20 protein-coding genes are annotated in these 25,079 nt (G+C 70.3%); 15 read left to right on the forward strand and 5 right to left on the reverse strand.

Translation table 11 applies throughout. The features are described 5' to 3' along the window. Window positions 1–35: 35 nt before the first annotated feature. Window positions 36–1,052 (reverse strand): NADP-dependent oxidoreductase, encoded by a 1,017-nt coding sequence (locus tag ASG04_RS01780; RefSeq protein ID WP_414835816.1) that lies wholly within the window; start codon window positions 1,050–1,052, stop codon window positions 36–38. A gap of 93 nt (window positions 1,053–1,145) precedes the next feature. Next, entirely contained in the window at window positions 1,146–2,063 is a 918-nt protein-coding gene (locus ASG04_RS01785; protein ID WP_056119341.1) for a metallophosphoesterase, read from the reverse strand. Window positions 2,064–2,209: 146 nt separating this feature from the next. Here ASG04_RS01785 and ASG04_RS01790 point away from each other — a divergent pair, with 146 nt between their 5' ends. Next, window positions 2,210–2,707: a hypothetical protein gene (locus ASG04_RS01790; RefSeq protein WP_156463476.1), complete on the forward strand. Its 498-nt coding sequence runs from the start codon at window positions 2,210–2,212 to the stop codon at window positions 2,705–2,707. Here ASG04_RS01790 and ASG04_RS01795 read toward each other — a convergent pair whose 3' ends face one another. Continuing rightward, window positions 2,708–3,073: an L-rhamnose mutarotase gene (locus ASG04_RS01795; RefSeq protein WP_056119348.1), complete on the reverse strand. Its 366-nt coding sequence runs from the start codon at window positions 3,071–3,073 to the stop codon at window positions 2,708–2,710. Further along, a complete protein-coding gene (locus tag ASG04_RS01800) occupies window positions 3,070–4,389 on the reverse strand; it encodes an MFS transporter (RefSeq protein ID WP_056119351.1) in 1,320 nt (439 codons plus the stop codon). The genes ASG04_RS01795 and ASG04_RS01800 overlap by 4 nt, the downstream gene beginning before the upstream one ends. Window positions 4,390–4,547: 158 nt before the next feature. Between ASG04_RS01800 and ASG04_RS01805 the strand changes: the two genes are divergently transcribed. The 12 genes from ASG04_RS01805 to ASG04_RS01860 all read left to right on the forward strand — a co-directional run bounded on the left by ASG04_RS01805 (window position 4,548) and on the right by ASG04_RS01860 (window position 21,344). Beyond that, a complete protein-coding gene (locus ASG04_RS01805) occupies window positions 4,548–5,558 on the forward strand; it encodes a LacI family DNA-binding transcriptional regulator (protein ID WP_056119353.1) in 1,011 nt (336 codons plus the stop codon). 45 nt (window positions 5,559–5,603) lie between these two features. Next, window positions 5,604–6,704: a LacI family DNA-binding transcriptional regulator gene (locus ASG04_RS01810; protein ID WP_056119355.1), complete on the forward strand. Its 1,101-nt coding sequence runs from the start codon at window positions 5,604–5,606 to the stop codon at window positions 6,702–6,704. Between the two features lie 442 nt (window positions 6,705–7,146). Further along, window positions 7,147–8,472 (forward strand): ABC transporter substrate-binding protein, encoded by a 1,326-nt coding sequence (locus tag ASG04_RS01815; protein ID WP_056119358.1) that lies wholly within the window; start codon window positions 7,147–7,149, stop codon window positions 8,470–8,472. Between the two features lie 80 nt (window positions 8,473–8,552). Further along, window positions 8,553–9,407, forward strand: a complete 855-nt coding sequence (locus ASG04_RS01820; RefSeq protein WP_082517766.1) for a carbohydrate ABC transporter permease — start codon at window positions 8,553–8,555, stop codon at window positions 9,405–9,407. Next, complete coding sequence (locus ASG04_RS01825; RefSeq protein ID WP_414835811.1) at window positions 9,404–10,270, forward strand: carbohydrate ABC transporter permease; 867 nt, start codon at window positions 9,404–9,406, stop codon at window positions 10,268–10,270. Before ASG04_RS01820 ends, ASG04_RS01825 begins: the two co-directional genes overlap by 4 nt. Window positions 10,271–10,283: 13 nt before the next feature. Continuing rightward, complete coding sequence (locus tag ASG04_RS01830) at window positions 10,284–12,599, forward strand: family 78 glycoside hydrolase catalytic domain (RefSeq protein WP_056119362.1); 2,316 nt, start codon at window positions 10,284–10,286, stop codon at window positions 12,597–12,599. A gap of 159 nt (window positions 12,600–12,758) precedes the next feature. Continuing rightward, on the forward strand, window positions 12,759–13,931 hold the full coding sequence (rhaI, locus tag ASG04_RS01835; protein WP_056119364.1) for an L-rhamnose isomerase: 1,173 nt from the start codon (window positions 12,759–12,761) through the stop codon (window positions 13,929–13,931). Window positions 13,932–13,941: 10 nt separating this feature from the next. Then, complete coding sequence (locus ASG04_RS01840; RefSeq protein ID WP_056119367.1) at window positions 13,942–16,023, forward strand: bifunctional rhamnulose-1-phosphate aldolase/short-chain dehydrogenase; 2,082 nt, start codon at window positions 13,942–13,944, stop codon at window positions 16,021–16,023. Window positions 16,024–16,027: 4 nt separating this feature from the next. Beyond that, a complete protein-coding gene (locus ASG04_RS01845; RefSeq protein WP_056119369.1) occupies window positions 16,028–17,494 on the forward strand; it encodes a rhamnulokinase in 1,467 nt (488 codons plus the stop codon). 86 nt (window positions 17,495–17,580) lie between these two features. Then, complete coding sequence (locus tag ASG04_RS01850) at window positions 17,581–18,816, forward strand: alpha-hydroxy acid oxidase (protein WP_056120192.1); 1,236 nt, start codon at window positions 17,581–17,583, stop codon at window positions 18,814–18,816. A gap of 369 nt (window positions 18,817–19,185) precedes the next feature. Then, window positions 19,186–20,130, forward strand: coding sequence for an ABC transporter ATP-binding protein (locus tag ASG04_RS01855; RefSeq protein ID WP_056119372.1), 945 nt, complete (start codon window positions 19,186–19,188; stop codon window positions 20,128–20,130). Next, a complete protein-coding gene (locus ASG04_RS01860; RefSeq protein WP_056119375.1) occupies window positions 20,127–21,344 on the forward strand; it encodes an ABC transporter permease in 1,218 nt (405 codons plus the stop codon). The genes ASG04_RS01855 and ASG04_RS01860 overlap by 4 nt, the downstream gene beginning before the upstream one ends. On the opposite strand, the gene ASG04_RS01865 is transcribed toward ASG04_RS01860, so the two are convergent. After that, window positions 21,341–22,615, reverse strand: coding sequence for an ROK family protein (locus tag ASG04_RS01865; protein WP_082517728.1), 1,275 nt, complete (start codon window positions 22,613–22,615; stop codon window positions 21,341–21,343). The two genes, ASG04_RS01860 and ASG04_RS01865, sit on opposite strands and share 4 nt — an antisense overlap. A 133-nt stretch (window positions 22,616–22,748) precedes the next feature. On the opposite strand from ASG04_RS01865, the gene ASG04_RS01870 reads away from it, so the two are divergent. Both ASG04_RS01870 and ASG04_RS01875 read left to right on the forward strand, forming a co-directional pair. Beyond that, complete coding sequence (locus ASG04_RS01870) at window positions 22,749–24,044, forward strand: ABC transporter substrate-binding protein (protein ID WP_235515397.1); 1,296 nt, start codon at window positions 22,749–22,751, stop codon at window positions 24,042–24,044. 29 nt (window positions 24,045–24,073) lie between these two features. Further along, a complete protein-coding gene (locus tag ASG04_RS01875) occupies window positions 24,074–25,060 on the forward strand; it encodes a carbohydrate ABC transporter permease (protein ID WP_082517729.1) in 987 nt (328 codons plus the stop codon). The last annotated feature ends 19 nt before the right edge of the window (window positions 25,061–25,079 follow it).

Below are 25,079 nucleotides of genomic sequence, written 5' to 3' on the forward strand. Positions count from 1 at the left end.
CCCGGTCGTCGACCGGGGCCCGTCGTCGTGTGCGGCTACTGCGCTTCGGGGCGGGCCGGCGCTCCGCTGGAGACCGGGTCGCGCAGGTCACGGGACTTCTCGGACTTGTACCAGTGCAGGCGGGCACCGGTCTCGACGGGCTGCATGCCGACCACGACCTTGCCGCGCGAGTGCATCTCGGCCAGGTCCTCGTAGGCGTCGACGATGTACTCGAACGGGTAGTAGCCCGAGATGATGAACTGCACCTTGTGCCGCTGCACCAGGTCGCCGAGCGTGGTGAGCATCTCCATCGCCTCGGAGTCGTCGCCCGGCGCCCGCAGGAACCGGATCTCCAGGTCGCCCCGCTGCTCGCTCGTGATGAAGCGCTTCTCGTCGACACCCAACCGACGGGCGAGCTCGTTGTTCTCGCCGTGCTCGCGGTTGTCGATGAACGCGGTGATCGGGCGACCGTCCGCGATCTCGCGGATCCGGTCCTCCTCGCCCTCCCCGTAGGCCACGGGCAGCACGCCGATCTGGCGGAGCGCGTCGTGGTTGCGCGGGCTGCCGAGGCCGATGACGGTGGCGCCCGCCTCCTTGGCGAGCTGGCACTCGATGTGGCCAACGCCGCCGGCCGCGGCGCTGATGACGACGGTGTCCTGCGGGCCGAGCCGCAGTGACCGGACCAGGGACAGCGCGGTGCAGCCTGCCAGGTAGAGACTGCCCGCGACCTCGAAGCTCATGGTCGACGGCTTCTTCACCGCGGCGCTCCGGGGAACGGTCACCCACGTCGCGTGGGAGCCGCCGTGGGGGGCGTGGCCCATGACCTCGTCACCGACCTTGAGGTCGCGGACGTCGGACCCGCGAGCCGCGACGACCCCGGCGAAGTCGACGCCCTGGCGCGCGGGGAAGTCCAGCTGGATGGAGTCCTGCAGGCGTCCCTCGCGCAGGAACCGCTCGATGTGGTTGAGGCCCGCGACGGAGACCTCCACGACGATCTCGTCGGGGCCGGGCTTCGGCCGCTCTTGCGGGACGACCTCGACGACGTCGAACCCGCCGTAGCGGGCGTACTGCACTGCGTTGCCGGTGCGCATGGTTCACTCCTTCAGACCGTGTTGCACCGTGATACTCGCGCCGACCCGGCACCGCCCGCGCGTCCGGGGGACTTCTCAGCGCGGACCGACCGCGTCGATGATCCGGGTGACCGCGTCGGCGTCGTGGTGCACGGCGATGCTGTCCGCCGCCGCGACGGGCGCCCGGACCGGCGTCGACCAGAGCGACCCGTCCTGGGCGAGGTCGACCACGAGCGCGCCGGTGCCGATGTACGCCGTCTCCTCGCCGTACGGACCGGCGACGTCGGTGTCGTTCGCGACCCCCGGCGCGACGAGCACGGGCACACCGCCGATGCTCCCGGCGAAGTGGTGGTGGTAGTGCCCGGCCAGGACCACCCGCACGTCCGAACCGCGGATGACGTCGGCGAGGTCCTCGGGGTTCTGCAGGCGGAGGGCCTCGTGCAGCGCGGTCGGTGCGGGCAGCGGTGGGTGGTGCAGCACGACGACGCTGCCGTGCGGGGCCTCGGACCGGTCGGCCAGCGCCGTCCGCAGGCGCTCGAGCGTCTCCGCGGTGAGCAGTCCGTACCCCGCACCCGGGACGCTCGTGTCGAGGGTGACGACGCGCCGACCCGCGACGAGCGACTGCCCCCAGACGGGCACCGTCGGCGGGTGGTACTCCATCGTGTGCATCATCGGCCGACCGCCCTCGCCGAGCAGGTGCCCGTTCGCGAGCACCTGCCGGAACCCCTCGCGCTGGTCGTGATTGCCGGGGACGGTGACGAGCGCGGCGCCGTGCCGGGTCGCCCAGCCGCCGACCCGTTCGACGAGTGCGGCGTACGACTCGGGTGAGCCGTCCTCGGACACGTCGCCGGACACGACGACGAGTCCCACGCCCTCGGTGCTGTCGAGTCGCGCGAGCAGCGCATCGAGGGCTGCGGTCGTGTCGACCGTGCCCTGGTGGAGCGCACCGTCGCCGGTCAGGTGGGTGTCGGACAGGTGCAGGATGCGGAGGGTGCCGGGCTGAGGGGTCTGCATGCCTCGACCGTAGCCACGGCGGCCAGCAGGGGTCTGTGTTGCCGGAGGCACGTGCATCCGTCCACAGCCGAACGGGGGTTGTCCCCACCTCCACAGCTCCGGCTGCCCGTATTCCAGCGGTGACATCGGTCTTCCACACTTGACACATGACCACCACACGCGTAAGCCGATCCGCCGCCACCACCGCAGTCGCCACCCTCGGGATGGGCGCCGTCCTCCTCACGCTCACCGGGTGCAGCTTCATCCAGTCCTTCGAACCGGAGCAGCAGCGTCACTACGCCGCCTACACCGACGCCCCCTCGAGCCCGAAGTCGGACGACGCCGCCTGGTTCATGCCGTCCTGGGTGCCCGACGACGCCGAGGACATCGACGTGCGGCTCCGTACAGAGGGACCCGGGTACGCCATCGGGTTCGACTCCGCTGACGGCGTCGACACCGCCGCCTGCACGCCGCTCCAGGGCACCTTCGGCGGTCCGGCGATGACGGCGGACTTCCTCCCGGACGACCTGCCGACGACGGGTCTCGTCGACTGCGGCGACGGTCGGGCCACCGCCGAGGTCGGGGGCCGCTGGTACAGCTGGACCACCGAGGAGCCGCTGCCCGTCAGCACGAGCGACACGAACGAGACCCTCCGGCCCGAGTGATCAGCGCTCGCGGGCCGCGGCGAGCTGGTCCTCCAGGTTGAACACCTCGGGCAGGATCCGCGCCGTCTGGTCCGCCCGACCGGCAGCCCCGTCGAACAGGTCCTGCATCTGCGACTCCCACGCCGCCGCGACCTCGCTCGCCGCGAGCGCCGCATCGGCATCGGCCACCGAGTCCGTCTCGTAGTAGCCGATCAGGAGCCCGTCGTCGTCGAGGAACAACGAGTAGTTGCGTCGGCCGGCACGAGCGATGGCCCTGAGCATCGCCGGCCAGACGGCCGCGTGGCGCTCGCGGTAGGCGTCCATGTGCTGGGCGGCCACCTGCAGACGGAAGCAGACGCGCGTGACGTGCGCCGGGCCTCCCGTCATCGGACGGCGCGCTCGTCGACGGCGCGGACGGTGCCGGACGCGCTCGTGACCGTGCCGTACCGCTCGGTCTCGATGTCCTCGAGGGAACGACCCCGTGTGGACGGCGCCCAGATGGTGCCGACCAGGAACGACAGCGCGAGCAGGCCCAGGATGAGTCCGCCCAGTGCCTGCAGGCCGATGCCGTTGAGGAGCAGGGGGAACCAGATGCTCAGGAGGCCCACCATGACCCGCGCGGCGAGGAACAGGACGCCCTGCGCGCTTGCCCGGTAGCGCGTGGCGAAGAGCTCACTCGTCCAGAGTCCGTAGAACGCCTGCGCACCGATGCCCGACGAGATGCCCCACGCGATCGCGAAGAACAGCAGCGTGCCGAGGTTCGCAGGCGCGTAGATCAGGACGGCCCACGCGACGATCGCCAGCGCAGCCCCGACGGCGTAGAGCACGCGGCGGCTCATCCGGTCGGCGAAGCGCATGAACCCGAAGTAGGTGGCGGCGACCGTGCAACCCCACACCAGGATCTGGAGGCCGTACTGCTCGGTCGTGCTCGTCACGCCCGTGGCGGAGTAGACGCGCGGCTGGAAGATCCCGGCCTGCCCGGCGACGGTGTTCCAGAGCGCGTAGACGCCGAACAGGAAGAGCATCGCGGTCAGGTTCACCTTGCGGCTGAACAGCTGGGTGATGCCGTGGAAGAAGTTCGCGCTGCCGGTCGCGGCGCGCTCGTCCTTCCAGATCGTGGACTCGGGGAGCCCACGACGCAGCCACCAGACGATCGCTGCGACCACGAACAGGTGGGCGAAGATCAGCCGGCTGCCGAGCAGCCCGAGCGGCGCCGCGGCGATGGCGAGCGCGAAGCCGACCATCGGGCCGATCGACCACGCGAGCTGCGCCGTGCCGACGTGGGCCGCGCGCTTGTCGGCCGGAGCCTGCTCCGCGATGTAGGTCCAGCTGGCCGGCACCCCGGCGCCGACGGCGATGCCGGTCAGGATGAACCCGACCAGCAGCATCCCGTAGCTGCCGGCGAACACCGCGAGCAGGATGCCGAGCATGTAGAGCAGCAGGTCGTAGGTGTAGATGAACTTGCGGCCGTAGCGATCGCACAGCGGACCGCCGATGATCGCCCCGGCGGCTGCGCCGAACGCGTTCGCCGACAGGCTCGCGAGGAGTCCGACCTGCAGGTCGCCGATGTGGAACTGGGCCTGCCACAGACCGAGGCTCGTGGCGATCGCGATGATCGACCCGGACTCGATGTAGTTCGACATCGCCACCGAGACGGTGGCCTTCCAGCCGGTGGTGTTGCTGGCTCCGATACGGACCGCCATTGGTCCTCCGTTCGTGCGTCTTCGTCGGTGAATCGTTTCAACGGTGCTGCCGGGACGATACGCGCTGGTCGTTCGTCACCGCAAGTGCTGCTCGAGCACTGCAGCGCCGCGCCCTCGTCCGCGCCTGCTGAACGTCGCGGGGGTGCCAGGATGACCGCATGACGGTGAGCGTTCGTGAGGTCGCGGCACTCGCGGGCGTGTCCCTCGGCACCGTGTCCAACGTGCTGAACCGCCCCGAGAAGGTCGCTCCCGCCACGGTCGAGCGCGTACAGCACGCGATCGCCGAGCTCGGGTTCGTCCGGAACGACTCCGCCAGGCAGCTCCGCGCCGGACGCAGCTCGACCGTGGGGCTCATCGTGCTCGACGGCGGCAACCCGTTCTTCACCGACGTCGCCCGCGGCGCTGAGGACGCGGCGATGTCGAAGGGCCTCGCGGTGCTGATCGGCAACTCGGACGAGTCCACCGACCGCGAGCGCACCTACGTCGACCTGTTCGAGGAGCGCCGGGTCGCGGGGCTGCTGATCTCCCCCGCCGGCGACGACCTCGCCCGGCTGGCCCGGCTCCGCGACCAGGGCACGGCAGTCGTCCTGGTGGACCGGCGCGCAGACGACGAGCACTTCGCCTCGGTCTCGGTCGACGACGTCGCGGGCGGCAGGATCGCGGTGGAACACCTGCTCGCGATCGGACGCCGGCGGATCGCGTACGTCGGCGGCCCGTTCGGCATCCGGCAGGTCGTCGACCGGCACGCCGGTGCGCTCGCGGCCGTGACCGCTGCGGATGTGTCACTCGAGGTGCTCACGACGACGTCGCTCTCCGTGCTCGAGGGGCGACGCATCGGCGAAGCGATCCAGCGCCGGCCCGCGAGCGAGCGGCCCGACGCCGTGTTCGCGGCGAACGACCTGATCGCGGTCGGTCTCGAGCAGGCGTTCATCATGCGCGGGTCCGTCGCCGTCCCGGACGAGATCGCGATCGTGGGCTACGACGACATCGCCTTCGCCGAAGCCGCGGTCGTGCCCCTGACCAGCGTGCGACAGCCGGCGCAGGACCTCGGCCGACGGGCGATCGAGCTGCTCGTGCAGCAGGTCGAGCACGGGCAGGACGTCGAACTCGAACACGTCGAGTTCACCCCGGAGCTCGTCGTGCGGCAGTCCACGGTCCGCGACCGCTGAGACCGGGCGACCGGGAGGGGCCGGCAGCGCATCTACGATCGAGACATGGTGCAGCCCCCTCGTCGTGACGGGCCGCCGAGCGTGCACCACGTCGCCGCGCAGGCGGGAGTCTCGCTGGCGACCGTGTCGAACGTCCTGAACCACCCCGAACGCGTGCGCGAGGCCACCGCCGCCCGCGTCCACGCGGCCATCGCCGACCTCGGCTACACCCCGAACCGGAACGCCCGGGCACTCGTCTCCGGCAGCACCCGGTCGATCGGCCTGGTGGTGTCCTCGTTGCAGAACTCCCTGTTCAGCGACGTGTTGAACGGAGCGCAGCTCGCGGCCCGCGCGCGGGAGTTCACGCTGCTCATCGCCAGCAGCGAGAACGACCTGCAGGCGCAGGGCGACCATCTGGCCTACCTCGAGAGCACCCGCACCTCGGGTGTCCTGCTGGCGACGATGGAGGAGTCCCGCGACCAGGTCGAACGCACCCGCCGCCACGGTCACCCGGTCGTCTACGTCAACTACGAACCGGCCGGTGTCGACGCCTGTTCGGTGATCGTCGACAACGAGCAGGCCGGGTACATCGCGACCGAGCACCTCATCGAGCGCGGAGCACGGCGCATCGGTTTCGTCAGCGCCCGCCCTGACCTGCAGCCCGTGTCCCGCCGACGGGCCGGCGTCCTGCGCGCGATCGCCGCGCATCCCGGAGTCACCCTGGTCGACGTCGACGCCGGCGAGATCGACCCACCCGGCGGTACCGACGCCGGCGCCCGCATCGCCCGGATGCCCGAGGGCCAACGCCCGGACGGGGTGCTCGGTGTGACGGACCTGCTCGCCATGGCCGTCGTCACCGAGCTGCGCGCCGCCGGGATCCGCGTGCCCGAGGACATCCCGGTCTCCGGCTGCGACCACAACTCCATCGCCTGGGGCGGCGCGGTCCCCCTGACCTCGGTGACGATGCACGGCGCCGACATGGGTCGGGTCGCGGTCGACCTGCTGCTGACCGAACTGACCGACCCGCCCGGCGAGCACGTGCACCGCACCGTCGTCCTCGGCAGCGAGCTCGTGCCGCGTGAGAGCACCCTCGGGCGCGAAGCCGCAGCGGCGCACCGTGCCCGGATGGCCGCGACGCCGACGGATCCGCGGCGTTCCGAGCCCTGACAGCGAGCACGACGTCCGGGCGCGCGGCACGACTGCTCCCGCACCGTGCGAGGTTCGACGTCCCGTGCGACCCTCGCACGGTGCGAGGTTCGCACTCCGTGCGCGCTTCGTGGGGTGGTGCGAAGTCGTTCCGCTGCACGGAGCCACCAACCGCGCACCGACGGCCAACCTCGCACCGTGCGCACCAGCGCGCCCTCCCACCGGACCGCCGGACCACCGGACGGGAGGCTCGTGGCGGCCCGGCACCGAGCCTCCCGTCCGGTGGGGCGCACGCCGCGCGCCTTCCACAACGAATCGGACCTGGCGATTGACACGCTTCAATCCGCGTGGTTCCATTCCGGTTGAAACGTTCTAAACAGCACGACCGGCCGCCGCGACGACGCGGTGACCGGGTCCGTTTCACCCGGGTTCCCCGCAGCCCGGGCCTTACGAGGAGGTAAGGATGTCAGCTCGTTCCCTGACCACACGGTTGCTCGCCATCGGCGGCGCCACGGTCCTCATCGGTGGCCTGGCCGCCTGTTCGTCGGGCGGCTCCGCCGACACCGGCAGCAGCGGCGGGAAGGTCCAGATCAGCTACCTGGTCGACAACTCGACCGCCACCGCCGTCACCACGAAGGCGCTCGTTGCCGCGTTCGAGAAGGCCAACCCCGACATCACGGTGAAGGTCGACACGAAGCCGCAGGGCACCGACGGCGACAACCTGGTCAAGACCCGGCTGTCCACCGGGGAGATGGACGACGTCTTCAACTACAACTCGGGCTCACTCATGCAGGCGCTGAACCCCGACAACACCCTGGTCGACCTGTCGGACCAGAGCTGGGCGAAGGACGTGGACAAGCAGTTCACGAAGGTCGTCAGCACCGACAAGGGCATGTACGGCGCGCCCTTCGGCACCAGCTTCGGCGGCGGCGTGATGTACAACAAGAAGATCTACGCCGACCTCGGGCTGAGCGTGCCGACCACGTGGGACGAGTTCATCAGCAACAGCGAGAAGATCAAGGACGCGGGCAAGGTCGCGCCGATCATCCAGACGTACGGCGACACGTGGACCAGCCAGCTCTTCGTGCTCGGCGACTTCGCGAACATCACCGCGCAGCAGGCCAACTGGGCGACGAAGTACACCGCCAACAAGGAGTCCTACGCCAAGGACCCGGCGTTCGCGGGCTTCGAGCACCTGGCCGAGATCACGGACAAGGGCCTGGTCAACGAGGACTACGCGTCCGCGACCCAGGCGAACGGCCTGAAGATGCTGGCGGACGGCACGGGCGCGCAGTACCCGATGCTCACGAACGCCATCTCGACGCTCCAGCAGGACAGTCCCGACGCGGTGGACGACATCGGCGCGTTCGCGCTGCCGGCCGAGGACGCGAGCGACACCAACCTGACGATCTGGGAGCCGAACGGCCTGTACATCCCCAAGACGTCGACGGGCGACAAGCTCGCAGCGGCGAAGAAGTTCATCGCGTTCGCGAACTCGTCCGAGGGCTGCGCGGTGCAGAACGACACCGGCACCCCGGGTGGCCCCTACGTCATCAGCTCGTGCTCACTGCCCGACGACGTCCCGCCGATGCTGAGCGACCTGCAGCAGTACATCGACGACGGCAAGGCGACGCCGGCGCTCGAGTTCCTCTCCCCGATCAAGGGCCCGAACCTCGAGAAGATCTGCGTCCAGGTCGGCTCGGGGATCTCGACCGCAGCTGTCGGTGCCAAGCAGTACGACCAGGACGTCGTGCAGCAGGCCCAGCAGCTCGGCATCACGGGCTGGTGACGGCGGTGACCGCGACGCTCACGACGGCGGTGGCCCCGCCGCAGACGACGAAGTCCGGGCCGGGTCCGGCTCGCGGGAAGATGCGTTCCTTCTACCCCGCGTGGTTCTTCATCCCCGCGATCGCGCTGTACGTCGTGTTCTTCGCGGTCCCGACCTTCGCCGGGTTCTGGTTCTCGCTGACGCGCTGGACGCTGTTCGACCAGACCTTCATCGGCCTCGACAACTTCGTCCGGTTCTTCCAGGACCCACAACTGGTCTCGGGGTTCATCCACACGTTCGAGTACGGGTTCGTGACGAGCGCGGCGAAGGTGGTCCTCGGACTCGCCCTCGCCCTGCTCCTCACCTCCCCGGTGCTCGGCCGCGGCTACCTGCGCGCGGTCGTGTTCTTCCCGGTGCTCGTGTCGACGATCGGCATCGGTATCACGTTCAAGGCCCTGCTCGACCCGTTCCACGGGATCGTCAACGGGCTGCTGGGCTCGGTCGGCCTGCCCACACCGGGCTGGCTGACCGATCCGGCGCTGGCGCTCTGGAGCGTCGCCGCCGTCGACATCTGGAAGGGCGTGGGCATCGCGACGCTCATCTTCATCGCCGGCATCGTGGCCATCCCGCAGGAGTACTTCGAGGCGGCCCGGGTGGACGGCGCGAGCGCCTGGACCATCTTCCGGAACATCACGCTCCCACTGTCCCGCCCGGCGATGGGGACGGTCATCATCCTGTCGCTCATCGGTGGGCTGCGGTCCTTCGACCTGATCTGGGCGATGACCGGCGGCGGGCCGGGGTTCACGAGCGACGTCATCGCGAGTGTGATCTACAAGCAGTACCAGGCGGGCTTCTACGGACTGTCGACGGCCGGCAACGTCGTGCTCTTCGTCGTCGTGACCGCGATCATGGTCCCCGTCTCGTGGCTGCTGAACCGGAAGGAGCCGGAACTGTGACCGCCATCAGCACGCCGACGCCGCGCAGGAGACGCCCGCCGGCCACCCGCAAGTGGATCATCGGCATCGTCGCCATCGTGGTCTCGTTCGTGGTCTTCCTCGTGCCGTTCGTCTTCGTCCTGCTGCAGGCCGCGAAGTCCCCCGCCGAGGCGAACCAGCTCGGCTTCACGCTGCCGACGCAGTGGCAGCTGTGGCAGAACCTGCAGGCGGTGTTCCAGAGCGGCGAGTCCGGCATCGTCCGGGCGTTCCTGAACAGCGCTGTGCTCACCGTGGGCAGCGTCGTCATCATGGTCGTGTTCTCAGCGATGGTGGGCTACGTCCTGCAGCGTCGCCCGGGGCGGTGGAACGGCGTGGTCAACTTCTTCGTCCTCGCCGGCCTGATCGTCCCACCGGCGATCGTCCCGACGATCTGGGTCCTGCAGGGGCTCAACCTGTTCAAGACGATGGGCGGGATGATCCTCATCGAGGCGACCTTCGGGCTGTCGTTCTGCATCCTGCTGTTCCGCGCGTTCGTCGCGACCATCCCGAAGGAGCTCGACGAGGCAGCCGTGCTCGACGGCGCCGGGCCGATCCGCCTGTTCTTCGGGGTCGTCCTGCCGCTGCTCAAGCCGGTCATCATCACCGTGGTGCTCGTGCAGTCGGTCGCCGTCTTCAACGACTTCGCCAACCCGCTGTACTTCCTGCCCGGGTCCGAGAACGCCACCGTCCAGCAGACGCTGTACGCGTTCCAGAGCCAGTCCGTCAGCCAGCTGAACCTGCTGTTCACCGACGTGCTGCTCATCACGATCCCGCCACTGATCCTGTACATCTTCTTCCAACGCCAGATCGTCGCCGGCATGACCAGCGGCGCCGTCAAGGGCTGAGAGGCAACCACACATGACCACCTGGACCGCATCGTTCATCGCGGCTGACGGCGACGCCGACCGCGACTCCGCACCGATCCTGCGCCACGAGTTCACCCTCGACGACGGTCACGGCGCCGTCACCGCAGCGACGCTCGACGTGAGCGCCCTCGGCGTCGTCGAGGCCTGGCTGGGCGGGCAGCGCGTCTCGGACCACCTGCTCGAACCGGGCTGGACGAGCTACGAGTGGCGCATCCGCGTCGCATCGCACGACGTCCTGTCGCACCTGAGCAGCACGCACCCCGGCGGCGCCGCCGTCCTGGCGCTCGTGCTCGGGCGCGGCTGGGCCGCCGGACGCCTGGCGTGGGGCGGTGGCGGCGGCTGGTACACCGACGAACGCGCCGGGTTCGCCGAGCTCCGCATCGAGTTCGCGGACGGCCACGTGCAGACTGTCGCCACGGGTACCGACTGGCAGGCCCTGTCGAGCGCGATCACCGACGACCAGCTGTACGACGGGCAGGACATCGACGCGCGGCTCCGCGACGGCAGCTTCCTGACCCCCGGTGCCGTGACGACCCCGAGCGTCGACGGGCACACCGGTACGACGACGACCGTGCACACGGTCGACCTCGGCGACCGGGAACTCGTCGCCGACACGGTCCCGCCGGTCCGACCCCTCGCCGAGATCGCCCCGGTGGACGTCTGGACGAGCCCGTCCGGCACCACGCTCGTCGACTTCGGTGTGAACCTGGTCGGCTGGCTGCGCGTGGTCGCATCCGGCCCGGCCGGCACCGTCCTGACGATCACGCACGCCGAGGTGCTCGAGCACGACGAGCTCGGCACCCGTCCGCTGCGCACCGCGAAGGCGACGGACCACTTCACCCTGAGCGGCTCCGCCGAGGACCGCTTCGAGCCCCGCTTCACGTTCCACGGCTTCCGGTACGCGTCCGTCGACGGCTGGCCCGGCACGCTCGACGAGCTCCGTGCCGCGCTGACCGCGGTGCAGGTCGGCTCCGACCTGCCCCGGACCGGCACGTTCGCATCGAGCCACGACCTGCTCAACACCTTCCACGACAACGTCGTGCGGGGCATGCAGGGCAACTTCCTCAGCGTGCCGACCGACTGCCCGCAGCGCGACGAGCGCCTGGGGTGGACGGGCGACATCGCGGCGTTCGCCCCGACCGCGTCGTACCTGTTCGACACCCGTGCTTTCCTGGGCGACTGGTTGCGCGACCTGGCGCTCGAGCAGCAGCACAACGCGGGGATCATCCCCTTCGTCGTGCCGGACGTGCTGAAGTACTCCCCCGCCGAGGACTTCGGCACCCCCGACGCCACCGCCATCTGGTCCGACGCCGGGGTCTGGGTGCCGTGGACGCTGTACCAGGCGTACGGCGACACCGCGGTGCTCGAGGAACAGCTCGACTCGATGGTCGCGCACCTGCGTCGCATCCGCGACCACCTGTCGCCCGAGGGACTGTGGGACACCGTGTTCCAGTTCGGCGACTGGCTCGACCCGGACGCCCCGCCGGAGGACGCGGCCAAGGCGAAGGCCGACCCGGGCGTCGTCGCGACGGCATGCGCGTACCGCAGCGCACGGCTGGTGGCCGAGGCGGCCCGTCTGACCGGTCACCCGGCCGAGGCGAGCGAGGCCGAGGAGCTGGCCACGGGCCTCCAGGCCGCGTTCCGGCAGCACTACGTGATGGACGGCCGGATCCGTTCCGACTGCACCACCGTCTACGCCTTGGCGATCGTGTTCGGGATCCTGTCCGAGGACGACGAGCGCCGGGCCGGTGACCGCCTGGCGGAGCTGGCGGCGGCATCCGGGTACCGGATCTCGACCGGCTTCGCGGGCACGCCCTTCATCACCGATGCGCTGACGCAGACCGGGCACCTCGACGACGCGTACCGGCTGCTGCTGCAGACGGAGTGCCCGTCGTGGCTGTACCCGGTGACGATGGGTGCGACGACGGTCTGGGAACGCTGGGACTCGATGCTGCCCGACGGCACGATCAACCCGGGCGAGATGACCTCGTTCAACCACTACGCACTCGGCGCCGTGGCGGACTGGATGCACCGCGTGGTCGGCGGGCTCGCGCCGCTGGAGCCCGGCTACGCGTCGGTGCTCATCGCGCCGCAGCCGGGCGGGGGCCTGACGTGGGCGTCGACCTCGCTGGAGAGCGTGCACGGGCGGATCGCGGTTCGGTGGGAGCTCGTCGACGGCGAGCTCGTCCTGCAGGCGACCGTGCCGGAGGGCGTCACCGCCGTCGTGCGGCTGCCCGGCCTCGACGAGCAGCGCCTGTCGGGAGGCTCGCACGAGCTGCGCGCACCGGCTGCGGTCCCGGCCGGGTAGCTGCCCCGCGCGGAACCGCAGAACGGACACAGCACCGCGGAGGTGCGCGGTGCTGTGTCCGAGACGGGGTTCGGTGACACAGCGGCCCACGACGGTTGCGCGACGCGTCGCCGCCGAGTACCGTATGAAACGATTCAATCGACCACGAGGAAGTGCACGATGACATCAACCCCGAGCTTCGCCGGCATCGCCGCGCAGCTGGCAGCGCAACGGATCGAGCTGCCGAGCTGGGCCTTCGGCAACTCCGGCACCCGCTTCAAGGTGTTCAGCACGCCGGGCACCCCGCGCGACCCCTACGAGAAGATCGCCGACGCCGCGCAGGTGCACCGATTCACCGGGTTGGCCCCGACCGTGGCGCTCCACATCCCGTGGGACCTGGTCGACGACTTCGCCGACCTCAAGCGCCATGCCGAAGAGCACGACGTGCAGCTCGGCACGGTCAACTCGAACACGTTCCAGGACGACGACTACAAGTTCGGCGCGCTCACCCACGTCGACGAGACGATCCGGCAGAAGGCGATCGACCACCACCTGCGCTGCATCGACGTGATGGACGCAACGGGCAGCCGCGACCTGAAGATCTGGCTCGCCGAGGGGTCGAACTACCCGGGCCAGGAAGACATGCGGAGCCGCCAGGACCGCCTGCATGACAGCCTGTCGACGATCTACGACCGCCTCGGGGACGACCAGCGCCTGGTGCTCGAGTACAAGTTCTTCGAGCCGTCGTTCTACCACACCGACGTCCCCGACTGGGGCACCAGCTACGTGCAGACGAGCGCGCTCGGTGACAAGGCGATGGTCTGCCTGGACACCGGCCACCACGCCCCGGGGACGAACATCGAGTTCATCGTGATGCAGCTGCTGCGCCTCGGCAAGCTCGGGTCGTTCGACTTCAACTCGCGCTTCTACGCCGACGACGACCTGATCGTGGGCGCCGCCGACCCGTTCCAGCTGTTCCGCATCCTGGTCGAGGTCATCCGCGGCGGCGGCTACGACAACCCCGACGTGGCGTTCATGCTCGACCAGTGCCACAACATCGAGGACAAGATCCCCGGGCAGATCCGTTCCGTGCTCAACGTGCAGGAGATGACGGCCCGGGCACTGCTGCTCGACCGTGTCGCGCTGACCGCCGCACAAGAGGCGCACGACGTCCTCGGCGCGAACGAGGTCTTCATGGACGCGTACCAGACCGACGTGCGGGCGGACCTCGCCGCGTGGCGCGAGTCCCGCGGGCTCCCCGCGAACCCGATGCGCGCGTACCGGCACTCCGGGTACCAGCGCCAGATCGCCGAGGACCGCGTCGGCGGCGTGCAGGCCGGCTGGGGCGCGTAGACCGATGACCATGAACGACCTGGAGGCCCCGGTGGACCCCGCAACGCAGCCCACGTCAGCAGACGAGACGGTCAGTGCGCTCATCGCGCGCTCAAACGCGCTCGGCTCGGACCCGCGGATCACGAACTACGCCGGCGGGAACACCTCGGCGAAGGGCACCGACGTCGACCCGGTGACCGGCGAGCCCGTCGAGCTGCTGTGGGTGAAGGGCTCCGGGGGCGACCTCGGCACGTTGACCCCGTCGGGGCTGGCGGTGCTGCGGGTCGACCGGGTCCGGGCCCTCGAGCAGGTCTACGCCGGCGTCGAGCACGAGGACGACATGGTCGCCGCGTTCGACTTCTGCCTGCACGGCAAGGGCGGCGCCGCGCCGTCGATCGACACGGCGATGCACGCCCTGGTCGACGCCCCGCACGTGGACCACCTGCACCCGGACGCCGGCATCGCGATCGCCACCGCGGCCGACGGTCCGGCCCTGACCGAGACGATCTTCGGCCAGAAGGTCGTGTGGGTCCCGTGGCGCCGTCCCGGGTTCCAGCTCGGGCTCGACATCGCCGCGATCAAGCGCGACCACCCGGAGGCGATCGGCACGATCCTCGGCGGGCACGGCATCACGGCGTGGGGTGACACCAGCGACGAGGCCGAGCGCAACTCCCGCTGGATCATCGACACCGCGGAGCAGTACATCGCACAGCACGGCGCAGCGGACCCGTTCGGCCCGGTCCGCCGGGGCTTCGAGGCGTTGCTCGTCGACGAACGACGTGCCCGTGCGGCCGCGCTCGCCCCGACGATCCGCGGCATCGCCGGACACGACAAGCCGGTGGTCGGGCACGTCACGGACAGCGACGTCGTGCTCGACTTCCTGGCGAGCGAGAAGGCGCCGGCACTCGCCGAGCTCGGGACGAGCTGCCCGGACCACTTCCTGCGCACCAAGGTGAAGCCGCTGCTGCTCGACCTGCCGACGACGGCCACCGTCGACGACCAGATCGCACGCCTGCACGAGCTGCACACGACCTACCGCGAGGACTACCAGGCCTACTACGACCGGCACGCAACGCCCGAGTCCCCCGCCATCCGGGGCGCCGACCCGCTCATCGTGCTGGTCCCCGGCGTCGGGATGTTCTCGTACGGCAAGGACGCCCAGACCGCCCGCGTCGCCGGCGAGTTCTTCGTGAACGCGATCAACGTCATGCGCGGCGCGGAATCGCTCAGCACCTACGCCCCGATCGACGAGGCCGAGAAGTTCCGCATCGAGTACTGGGCCCTCGAAGAAGCGAAGCTCCAGCGGATGCCCGCGCCGAAGAAGCTCGCGACCCGCATCGCCCTCGTGACGGGTGCCGCGAGCGGGATCGGCAAGGCGATCGCGACCCGTCTGGCCGCCGAGGGCGCCGCGGTCGTCATCGCGGACCTCAACCCGCAGAAGGCGCAGGACGCGGCAGCCGAGATCGGCGGGCCCGACCAGGCGATCGGCGTCGCGGCAGACGTCACGAGCGCCGACGACATCGACCGCGCGATCCAGCAGACGCTGCTGCACTTCGGCGGACTCGACCTGGTCGTCAACAACGCCGGACTCTCCCTGTCGAAGTCCCTGCTCGAGACCACCGAGCAGGACTGGGACCTGCAGCACGACGTCATGGCGAAGGGCTCGTTCCTGGTGTCGAAGGCCGCCGCGAAGGTCCTCATCGAGCAGGGCCTCGGGGGCGACATCGTGTACATCTCGAGCAAGAACTCCGTGTTCGCGGGCCCGAACAACATCGCGTACTCCGCCACGAAGGCCGACCAGGCACATCAGGTCCGGCTGCTGGCGGCCGAACTCGGTGGCCACGGCATCCGCGTCAACGGGATCAACCCCGACGGTGTCGTCCGTGGCTCCGGCATCTTCGCCAGTGGCTGGGGAGCGAACCGCGCGAAGACGTACGGCATCGACGAGCAGGACCTCGGCGCGTTCTACGCCCAGCGCACGATCCTGAAGCGCGAGGTCGTGCCCGAGAACGTCGCCAACGCGGTGTTCGCGATCTGCACGGACGACTTCTCGCACACCACGGGCCTGCACGTGCCGGTCGACGCCGGCGTCGCCGCCGCGTTCCTGAGGTAGCCGGATGGCCAGCAGCGGCAGCGTGGCCGCGGTCGACCTCGGCGCCACCAGCGGCCGGGTGATCGTCGGCCACGTCGACGCCGACGGCGTACGGACGGACCACGTCGCGCGCTTCCCGAACGGCCCGGTGGCGATCCACGAGCGCGGACGTCAGGCACTGCACTGGGACGCCGTCGAGCTGTACCGGCAGGTCCTCGACGGGCTGCGCACGGCGTTCCGCCAGCACGCCGACATCGCCAGCATCGGCATCGACTCGTGGGCCGTCGACTACGGGTTGCTGCGCGAGGGTCGCCTGCTCGGCCTGCCGTACCACTACCGCGACGAGCGGCACGAGCAGGGCGTCGCTGCCGTGCACGCCCGGGTCGACGCGGCGGCCCTGTACGCCCGGAACGGCCTGCAGCACCTGCCGTTCAACACGCTCTTCCAGTTCGCTGCCGACCCGTCGCTCGCCCTGGCGGACCGCGCGCTGCTGGTCCCTGACCTGCTCGGGTACTGGCTCACCGGCGTCGAGGCGGCCGAGCGCACCAACGCGTCGACCACCGGGCTGTTGCACGCGACCACACGTGGATGGGACCCGACGCTGCGGGCTGCCGCGGGCCTCCCGTCCGGGCTGCTGCCGGCGCTCCGCGACCCGGGCGACCAGCTCGGTCCGGTGCTCCCCGAGCTGCTCGCGACGTCGGCACCGGTCACCCTGGTCGGTTCACACGACACGGCGAGTGCCGTGGTCGCCGTGCCGGCCACCGAACCGGACTTCGCCTACATCTCGTCCGGCACGTGGTCGCTCGTCGGCGTCGAGCTCGACGCGCCGGTGCTCACCGACGCCGCACGGCTGGCGAACTGCACCAACGAGGGCGGGGTCGACGGCCGTGTCCGCTTCCTGAAGAACGTGTCCGGACTGTGGCTGCTCTCGGAGAGCGTGCGCACCTGGGAGCACGGTGGCGACCGGGTCGACCTGGAGGCCCTGCTCGCCGCCGCCGCGGCCGTCACCGCACCCGTGCCGGTGTTCGACGTCGCCGACGACGCGTTCACCCCACCCGGGGACATGCCGGCGCGCATCGCCGCCTGGTGCGACGCGCGTGGGCTGCGCGCACCGGCGTCGCCGGCGGAGTTCGTACGCTCGATCCTCGAGTCACTCGCCGCGGCCTACGCCGAGACGCTCGAGACGATCGGGACCCTCACGAGCAAGGACATCCGACAGGTGCACATCGTCGGCGGCGGATCGCAGAACCGGCTGCTGTGCCAACTGACTGCCGACCGGACGGGACTGCCCGTGCTCGCCGGGCCCGTCGAGGCCACCGCCCTGGGCAACATCCTGGTGCAGGTGCGGGCAGCGGGACTCGCCGGGCTCGGAGGAGCCTCGCTCGAAGCGCTCCGTCAACTGGTCGCCCGCACCGTCGAGCCCGTCCGCTACACCCCGAGCACGAACCGGACCACCCATCGACCCACCCCGAGACGTAGGATGTCTGTATGACCTCGACCGACGACCAGCACCGCGTCGACCCCGCCACGGGAGCCCCGGCAGCAACTCCGGGGACGCCGTCCGCGCGGCGCACCCCGATGAAGCGGCAGCTGCCGACGGTGCGCGACCTGGCGCCGCTGATGCAGTTCAAGAAGCCCGACCTGAACGCCCGCCGCCGTCGCCTCGAGTCGGCGCTGACGATCTGGGACCTGCGGGACATCGCCGCCCGGCGCACACCGAGGGCCGCGTTCGACTACACCGAGGGCGCTGCCGAGGCGGAGATCTCCTTGGCCCGAGCCCGCCAGGCGTTCGAGGACATCGAGTTCACGCCCGCGATCCTCCGCGACGTGTCGACGGTCGCGACGAACCGCGAGGTCCTCGGCCAGCAGGTCGCCTACCCGTTCGGCATCGCCCCGACCGGCTTCACGCGCATGATGCAGACCGAGGGCGAGCGGGCCGGCGCACGGGCCGCGGGACGCGCGGGCATCCCGTTCTCGCTGTCCACGATGGGCACCACGGCGATCGAGGACGTCCGCGACGCGAACCCGCACGGGCGCAACTGGTTCCAGCTGTACATGTGGAAGGACCGCGAGAAGTCGATGGCGCTGGTCTCCCGTGCCGAGGCCGCCGGGTTCGACACGCTCCTGGTCACCGTGGACGTCCCCGTCGCGGGCGCTCGGCTGCGCGACAAGCGGAACGGGTTCTCGATCCCGCCGCAGCTCGGGGTGAAGACGATCGTCAACGCGATCCCGCGCCCGTGGTGGTGGTTCGACTTCCTGACCACCGAACCTTTGGCGTTCGCGTCCCTCGACCGGTGGTCCGGCACGGTCGGTGAGCTCCTCGACCACATGTTCGACCCGACCGTCACCTACGAGGACCTGGCGTGGATCCGGTCGCAGTGGAAGGGCAAGGTCGTCGTCAAGGGCGTGCAGTCCCTGGCCGACGCCAAGCGCCTGGCCGACCTGGGCGTCGACGGCATCACGCTGTCGAACCACGGCGGCCGGCAGCTCGACCGCGCTCCCGTCCCCTTCCACCTGCTGCCCTCGGTGGTGCGCGAGGTCGGCAAGGACACCGAGGTGCACCTGGACACGGGCATCATGTCCGGCGCCGACATCGTCGCCGCGGTCGCCCTGGGCGCGACGTTCACGATGGTCGGGCGGGCCTACCTGTACGGGCTGATGGCGGGTGGCGAAGCTGGCGTCGACCGGATGATCCAGATCCTGTCCGAGCAGATCGAGCGGACGATGCGGCTGCTCGGGGTCGCGTCACTCGACGAGCTCGAGCCCGGCCACGTCACGCAGCTCGCGCGCCTGGCGCCCATCCCCCGCCCGTAGCCCGAGCCGAGCTGATCCGAGCTGATCCGAGCCGATCCGAGCCGAGCCGAGCCGAGCCGATCCGAGCCGAGCCGAGCCGAGCCGAGCCGAGCCGAGCCGAGCCGAGCCGAGCCGAGGGACGTTGTCGTTCTGGTCAGTGACGAATCGGGTTCCGTGGACCCGAGATCTCCGAACCGGATTCGTCAGCGCCAGAAACGATTTCGTGCTGCCCGGCCCGGCCCGGCCCCGCCCCGACGGCGACGCCCCGTCGTGCGCGATGCGGCAGCGCCTCGGCGACCCCCAGCGTGCACGCCCCGACAACCAGTAGGGTCGGCGCGACCAGTCGGGTTGGCGCGACCAGTCAGGTCGGCGCGATGAGAGGGGGGCTCCATGGCCGGGGCGAGCATCAGCGTGCAGGACTTCGTGATGCGGTTCGGCGACCGCGCGGTGGTCGACGGTCTGTCCTTCGAGGTGGCCCCCGGTGAGACCTTCGGGCTGCTCGGCAGCAACGGCTCGGGCAAGACGACGACCATCCGCGCACTGCTCGGCATCACCGTCCCCACGGCGGGCACCCTGACCATCGACGGTCGCCCCTACCGTCCGGCGACCGGCGGCATCGGGTACCTGCCCGAGGAGCGCGGGCTCTACCGCAAGGAATCGGTGATCGACGTCATGACCTACTTCGCGGCGCTGCGCGGGATGCCCCGGCCGCAGGCCACGAGCTGGTCGATGGACTACCTGGCCCGCGTCGGTCTGGGCGACAAGGCAAAGCTCCGCGTCGACAAGCTCTCCGGCGGACAGCAGCAGAAGGTGCAGCTCGGGATCACGATCATGGACCGGCCACGCCTGCTCATCCTCGACGAGCCGACCAAGGGCCTCGACCCGGTCAACCGTCGACTCCTGCTCGACCTGGTCGACGAGCGCAAGGCCGACGGGGCGACGGTCGTCCTCGTCACTCACCACATGGACGAGGTCGAACGGCTGTGCGACCGGATCCTGCTGCTCAAGGACGGGACCGCCGCCGCGTACGGCACGATCCCGGACGTGCAGGACCGGTTCGGCGGCGCGGTCGCGAAGGTCGCGCTCGACGGCGCCGTCCCGCGGTCACCGCTGTACAAGCTCGCCCGGCACGAGGGCCACGTCGCCTACCTGGTGCCGTCGACCACGGCCGAGGCCGACGGGTCCGACATCCTCGCGTCGCTCGTCACGGCCGGTGTGCACGTCACGGGCTTCGAGATGCGCCGGATCCCGCTCGACGAGATCTTCGTGCAGGTGTACGGCCACGACGCCGGTGCGGACGAGGCAGCGAGCACCACCACCGGAGCCGCACGATGAGCCGCCTGGGCACCGTCGTCCGCTTCGAGTTCGTGCGCGCGGTCAAGAAGCCGGCGTTCTGGATCGGCACGCTCGCGCTGCCGCTCGTCATCGTCGTCGTCTCCCTGCTGGTCGGGGTCGGGCAGAGCGCCGGGTCGGACTCGGTGCTGTCGAGCTCGTCGGCGACGAAGACCCCGTTCCACTACGTCGACCGCTCCGGCCTGGTGTCGCCCTCGGTCGCGGCACGGTGGGGCGGGACGCCGTCGACGGACGAGTCCGGCGACCGGGCAGACGTGGTCGCCGGGCGGCTCGACGCGCTGATCGTGTACCCGAGGACCCCGTCGAGCAGCACGATCGAGGTCACCGCGAAGGACCGCGGGCTGTTCGGCAACGGCGCGTACTCCTCGCTGGCGGAACGGGTGCTCGAGCAGAGCGTCGCGGCCGACGTCGACGACCCCGAGTCAGTGAGCATCCTGCGGTCGCCACCCACCGCGGACGTGACCGCGTACGCCGACGGCAGGGTGGCCCCCGGTTGGCTGTCGGTCATCCCGCCCCTGGTCTACGTCGCCGCGTTCTTCGGCCTCGTGCTCCTGCTCGCCGCCCGCATGGTGACCGTCGTCGTCGAGGAGAAGGAGAACCGGATCTCCGAGATGATCCTGACCACGGTGACCGCGGGTGACCTCATCCGGGGCAAGGTGATCGCGATGCTGCTCGTGGGGCTCGTGCAGATCGGCGTGTTCCTGGTGCCCGGGCTGCTCTCGCTCGTGGTGGTGGTCCCGCTCCTCGCTGGCCGGCTCGGGCACGTGGTGGTCGACCCGTGGCGGATGGTGGTCGGGGCGCTGCTGTTGATCGGCGGCGTGCTGCTGGCATCGGCGCTGTTCGTCGCCGTCGGCGCCGCGGTCCCCACGATCAAGGACGCCTCGACGCTGCAGTCGGCGGCGATCTTCGCGCTGATCATCCCGGTGTACGCCGCGTTCTTCGTGATGACGAGCCCGTCGACACCGGTCGCCGCGTTCTTCACGTACTTCCCGACGTTCACCCCGATCACGGCGATGGTCCGGAACGCGGTCGGCGCGCTGTCGCCGGTCGAGTCGGTCGTCTGCATCGTCGAGGTCTTCGTCGTGGCCCTCGTGCTGCTCTGGTTCGCGCAGTACCTGTTCCGCCACTCCGTCGCGCAGTACGGCTCGAAGGTCACCGTGCGCCAGGTGCTGTCCTGGCGCAGGAAGCGCTCCTAGACCGGGGCGGGTGCCACCACGGCGTCGTCCGTCGCGGCGTCAGCCGTCCGGACGGCGTCCGCGGTCACGGGTCCGGCCGGTGTGCCTTCCGTGGGCAGCTGCAGCGACAGCGGGTGGTCCTGCACGACGTCGAGCGCCAGCGCGATCGCACCGTGCACGACGACGTCCGCGCCGAGGGTGGACGCCACGATCTCGGGCAGGGGGTCGAGGCTCCACCCGTGCAGCAGTGTCCGCGCGTGCTCGATCACCGCCACCGCGGGCTCGGCGATCGCTCCCGCGACGACCACGCGGTCGATGTCGAGCAGGCTCGCGAGCACCACGCACACCCGCGCCAGCCGGTCGCCCAGACGCTCGACGATGTCGAGCGCGACCGGGTCTGCATCGCGGGCGGCGGCGAACACGGCCGCAGCGTCGGTGTGGCCGGCGCGCACGGCGGCGGCGAGCGGCGTGCCGGGCGCGATCCGGCCCTCCCGTCCGGCGGCACGCACGAGTGCGGCGGCTTCGCGGCCGAGCCCGTCCGCGGAACCGACCCCCTCGACCATGCTGAGCACGCGCATCTCGCCGGCGCCGCCGTGCGAGCCGCGCAGCAGCCGACCGTCGACGACCAGGCCGGTGCCGAAGCGCTCACCCGCCAGCAGCGCGGCGAACGAGGCGTCTCCCCGCAGGTCCCGTTCGGCGACCGCGGCGAGGTTGGCGTCGTTCTCGACGACCACGCGTCCGTGGCCGGTCACGCCGTCGAAGCCCGGGTTCATCGCGGCCCAGTAGCCGCCGTCCCCGGGGAGCGAGGACCCGTCTGCCGCGACCGGAGCCGGGACGCCGATCGTCGTGACGAGGACGCGTTCGTGGGCGACGCCCGCCGATGACAGGGCCCGCGCGATGGTGTCCGACACGGTGGCGCGCCGCACCGTGAGATCGAGGTCGGCCTGGCCGGGAGCACCTTCGGCACGGGCCAGGACGCGTCCGCGCAGGTCCGTGACGAACGCGGTCACACGATGCTGTCCGGCGTCGACGCCGACGACCACGCCGGCGCGCTCGTCGAGCCCGTAGCGCTTGGCGGGACGACCGATTCGGTACTGGCCCACCGCTCGGGCATCGCGGAGCTCGCGGATCCACCCGAGACGGACGAGTTCGTCGCACGCGGCCAGGACCGTCGAGCGGGTGAGCCCGGTGGCGTGCATGGCATCGGTCGCCGTGAAGGCGCGCGCGGCGAAGGCGTGGTCGAGCACCGTCTCGGTGCTCGAACCACGAACGGTCACGCGGCGCTCGGGCATGCCGCGAGGATATCGCTGCACGGGTTCCTTGCGCTATTAGATTTTCTCGCTACATTTAGTCGTGCGGGCGGCATCGGAGCCGGACGCGGGACCAGGACGGCAAGGACGCCGGGCCAGGTCGAACGGAGACGACGTGCACCATCACGCCACGACACCCAAGCCCTCCGGGTTCAGTCGACGCTCCTTCCTGCTCGGGGCCGGTGGCATCGCCAGCGGCTTCGCGCTCGCCGGATGCGCCCCGATGTCCTCATCCTCGGGCGGCACCGAGACGATCACCTTCTACGTGTCGAAGCCCGAGGTCATCGGCTACTTCGACGACGTCATCGCGAAGTTCCACAAGAGCCAGTCGAAGGTCCGGGTCATCCGCGACTCGACGTCGTCGCTGCCGGCGGACTTCGTCCGGAGCGCTCCCCCGGACCTCGGGTGCCTGAACTACAACTACGCGATGGTGTCGTTCGTCGAGCACGGCGCGTTGACCGACCTGTCCGACATGGACGAGGCCAAGGCGATCAACCCCGACCTCTGGCCCCTCATGGAGCAGACGGCGTCGTACCCGGGTGAGCGCAACGCGCTGCCGTACTCGGTCACCGCCGCCTCGGTCATCTACAACAAGAAGATCTTCGCGGACCAGGGCATCGAGGTCCCCACGACGTGGACCGAACTGACCGCGGTCTGCGAGAAGCTCCAGGCCGCGGACATCACGCCGTTCTACGGCACGTACAAGGACACCTGGACCATCGCGCAGGGCATGTTCGACTATTCGATCGGCGGCATGCTCGACGTCGAGAAGACCTTCGACGCGCTCGACAAGGAGGGCACGAGCCTGACCCCCTCGTCGCCGGTGTCGTTCTCGAAGGACTTCGAACCGCCCATGGGCCGCATGGAGCAGCTGGCGAAGTGGATGAACCCGAACGCGGCCAGCCGCGCCTACGGGGACGGCAACCTCGCCTTCGCGAAGGGCGAGTCGGCGATGTACCTGCAGGGCCCCTGGGCGCTCATCGAGATCGCGAAGACGACGAAGGACATGGACCTGGGCACCTTCCCGCTGCCCGTGACCGACGACCCGGGCGACCTCAAGGTGCGCGTGAACGTCGACCTGGCGCTCTGGATCCCCAAGGCGTCGAAGAAGCAGGATGCAGCCCGCGAGTTCCTGCGGTTCCTGATGTCCCCGGAGATCGCCGACCAGTACAACGCCGACAACAACGGGTTCGGCACCCGCAAGGACTCCCCGCCGGTCGCCAACCCGACCCTCAAGGGCATGCAGCAGTACTACGACGACGCCGCCTTCTACCTCGGGGTGTCGCAGCTCGTCCCCGCCGAGATCCCCGTCGCCAACTACGCGCAGACCATCGCGCTCGGTGGCGCCCCCGCTCCGCAGCTCCGCACACTCGATGCCGACTGGGCGCGCGTCGCGCGCCGGAAGGCCTGACCCGGTCCCGGACCGAGGAGACGATCACCATGGCCATCGCCACGACGTCATCCGGCGGGAACCGCCGGAACGAACCCCGCCCCGGCAGCCCGGACACCGCTCCGGACGGCCTCCCCACGGCGAGCGCACCAGCCACTCGCGCTCGTCGGCCCCACTCGCACCGCATCCAGCCGGTGTTCCTGGCCTTCCTGCTCCCCACCCTCGTCGTCTTCACGCTGGCGATCACCGTGCCGGCCGTGATGGGCATCGTCCTGAGCTTCACGGACTCCGTCGGGTTCGGTGAGTTCGGCTTCACCGGGCTGACGAACTACCTGGCGATCTTCTCGGACCCGGCCATCCTGCACGCGTACCTGTTCACGATGGGCTTCTCGCTCGTCACGGTGCTCGTGGTGAACGCCCTCGCGCTGCTGCTCGCGATCGCCCTGACCAGCCGCATCCGGGCGAAGGTCACCCTCCGCGCCGTGTTCGTGCTGCCCATGGTCATCTCGGGCATCGTCATCGCGTACGTGTTCTCGTTCCTGTTCTCGAACAGCGTGCCGGCACTCGCGTCGTCGCTCGGGTTCGCCCCGCTCGAGACGAGCATCCTCGCCAACCCGGACCTGGCCTGGGTCGCGATCGTCATCGTCACGACGTGGCAGGCGATCCCCGGCACGCTCCTCATCTACATCGCGGGCGTGCTCGCCATCCCCGGCGAGGTGTACGAGGCGGCTGCGATCGACGGCGCGTCCTCGTGGCGCCAGCTGATCTCGATCACGATGCCGCTCACCGCCGGCTACATCGTGATCAACCTCATCCTCGGGTTCAAGAACTTCCTGAACGCGTACGACATCATCGTCGGCCTGACGGCCGGCGGACCGGGGACCTCCACGACGAGCGTCGCGATGTCGATCTTCAACGGCTTCAACAGCGGCGACTACTCCTACCAGATGGCGAACGCGACGATCTTCTTCGTCATCACCGTCGTCCTCGCGCTCGTCCAGCTGCGGCTCAGCCGCGGGAAGGCCCTCTTCTCATGACGCTCCAAGCCCCACTGCA

The organism is Curtobacterium sp. Leaf183 (assembly GCF_001424385.1).
GTDB lineage: Bacteria > Actinomycetota > Actinomycetes > Actinomycetales > Microbacteriaceae > Curtobacterium.

Excerpts from the sequence above, each read along its gene's own strand:
- ASG04_RS01830 (WP_056119362.1), top strand. The coding sequence starts at position 10,284 with ATGACCACCTGGACCGCATCGTTCATCGCGGCTGACGGCGACGCCGAC.
- ASG04_RS01800 (WP_056119351.1), bottom strand. The coding sequence starts at position 4,389 with ATGGCGGTCCGTATCGGAGCCAGCAACACCACCGGCTGGAAGGCCACC.
- ASG04_RS01855 (WP_056119372.1), top strand. The coding sequence starts at position 19,186 with ATGGCCGGGGCGAGCATCAGCGTGCAGGACTTCGTGATGCGGTTCGGC.
- ASG04_RS01815 (WP_056119358.1), top strand. The coding sequence starts at position 7,147 with ATGTCAGCTCGTTCCCTGACCACACGGTTGCTCGCCATCGGCGGCGCC.
- ASG04_RS01875 (WP_082517729.1), top strand. The coding sequence starts at position 24,074 with ATGGCCATCGCCACGACGTCATCCGGCGGGAACCGCCGGAACGAACCC.
- ASG04_RS01840 (WP_056119367.1), top strand. The coding sequence starts at position 13,942 with ATGAACGACCTGGAGGCCCCGGTGGACCCCGCAACGCAGCCCACGTCA.
- ASG04_RS01810 (WP_056119355.1), top strand. The coding sequence starts at position 5,604 with ATGGTGCAGCCCCCTCGTCGTGACGGGCCGCCGAGCGTGCACCACGTC.
- ASG04_RS01805 (WP_056119353.1), top strand. The coding sequence starts at position 4,548 with ATGACGGTGAGCGTTCGTGAGGTCGCGGCACTCGCGGGCGTGTCCCTC.
- ASG04_RS01795 (WP_056119348.1), bottom strand. The coding sequence starts at position 3,073 with ATGACGGGAGGCCCGGCGCACGTCACGCGCGTCTGCTTCCGTCTGCAG.
- ASG04_RS01790 (WP_156463476.1), top strand. The coding sequence starts at position 2,210 with ATGACCACCACACGCGTAAGCCGATCCGCCGCCACCACCGCAGTCGCC.
- ASG04_RS01845 (WP_056119369.1), top strand. The coding sequence starts at position 16,028 with ATGGCCAGCAGCGGCAGCGTGGCCGCGGTCGACCTCGGCGCCACCAGC.
- ASG04_RS01860 (WP_056119375.1), top strand. The coding sequence starts at position 20,127 with ATGAGCCGCCTGGGCACCGTCGTCCGCTTCGAGTTCGTGCGCGCGGTC.
- ASG04_RS01865 (WP_082517728.1), bottom strand. The coding sequence starts at position 22,615 with ATGCCCGAGCGCCGCGTGACCGTTCGTGGTTCGAGCACCGAGACGGTG.
- ASG04_RS01820 (WP_082517766.1), top strand. The coding sequence starts at position 8,553 with ATGCGTTCCTTCTACCCCGCGTGGTTCTTCATCCCCGCGATCGCGCTG.
- rhaI (WP_056119364.1), top strand. The coding sequence starts at position 12,759 with ATGACATCAACCCCGAGCTTCGCCGGCATCGCCGCGCAGCTGGCAGCG.
- ASG04_RS01850 (WP_056120192.1), top strand. The coding sequence starts at position 17,581 with ATGAAGCGGCAGCTGCCGACGGTGCGCGACCTGGCGCCGCTGATGCAG.
- ASG04_RS01785 (WP_056119341.1), bottom strand. The coding sequence starts at position 2,063 with ATGCAGACCCCTCAGCCCGGCACCCTCCGCATCCTGCACCTGTCCGAC.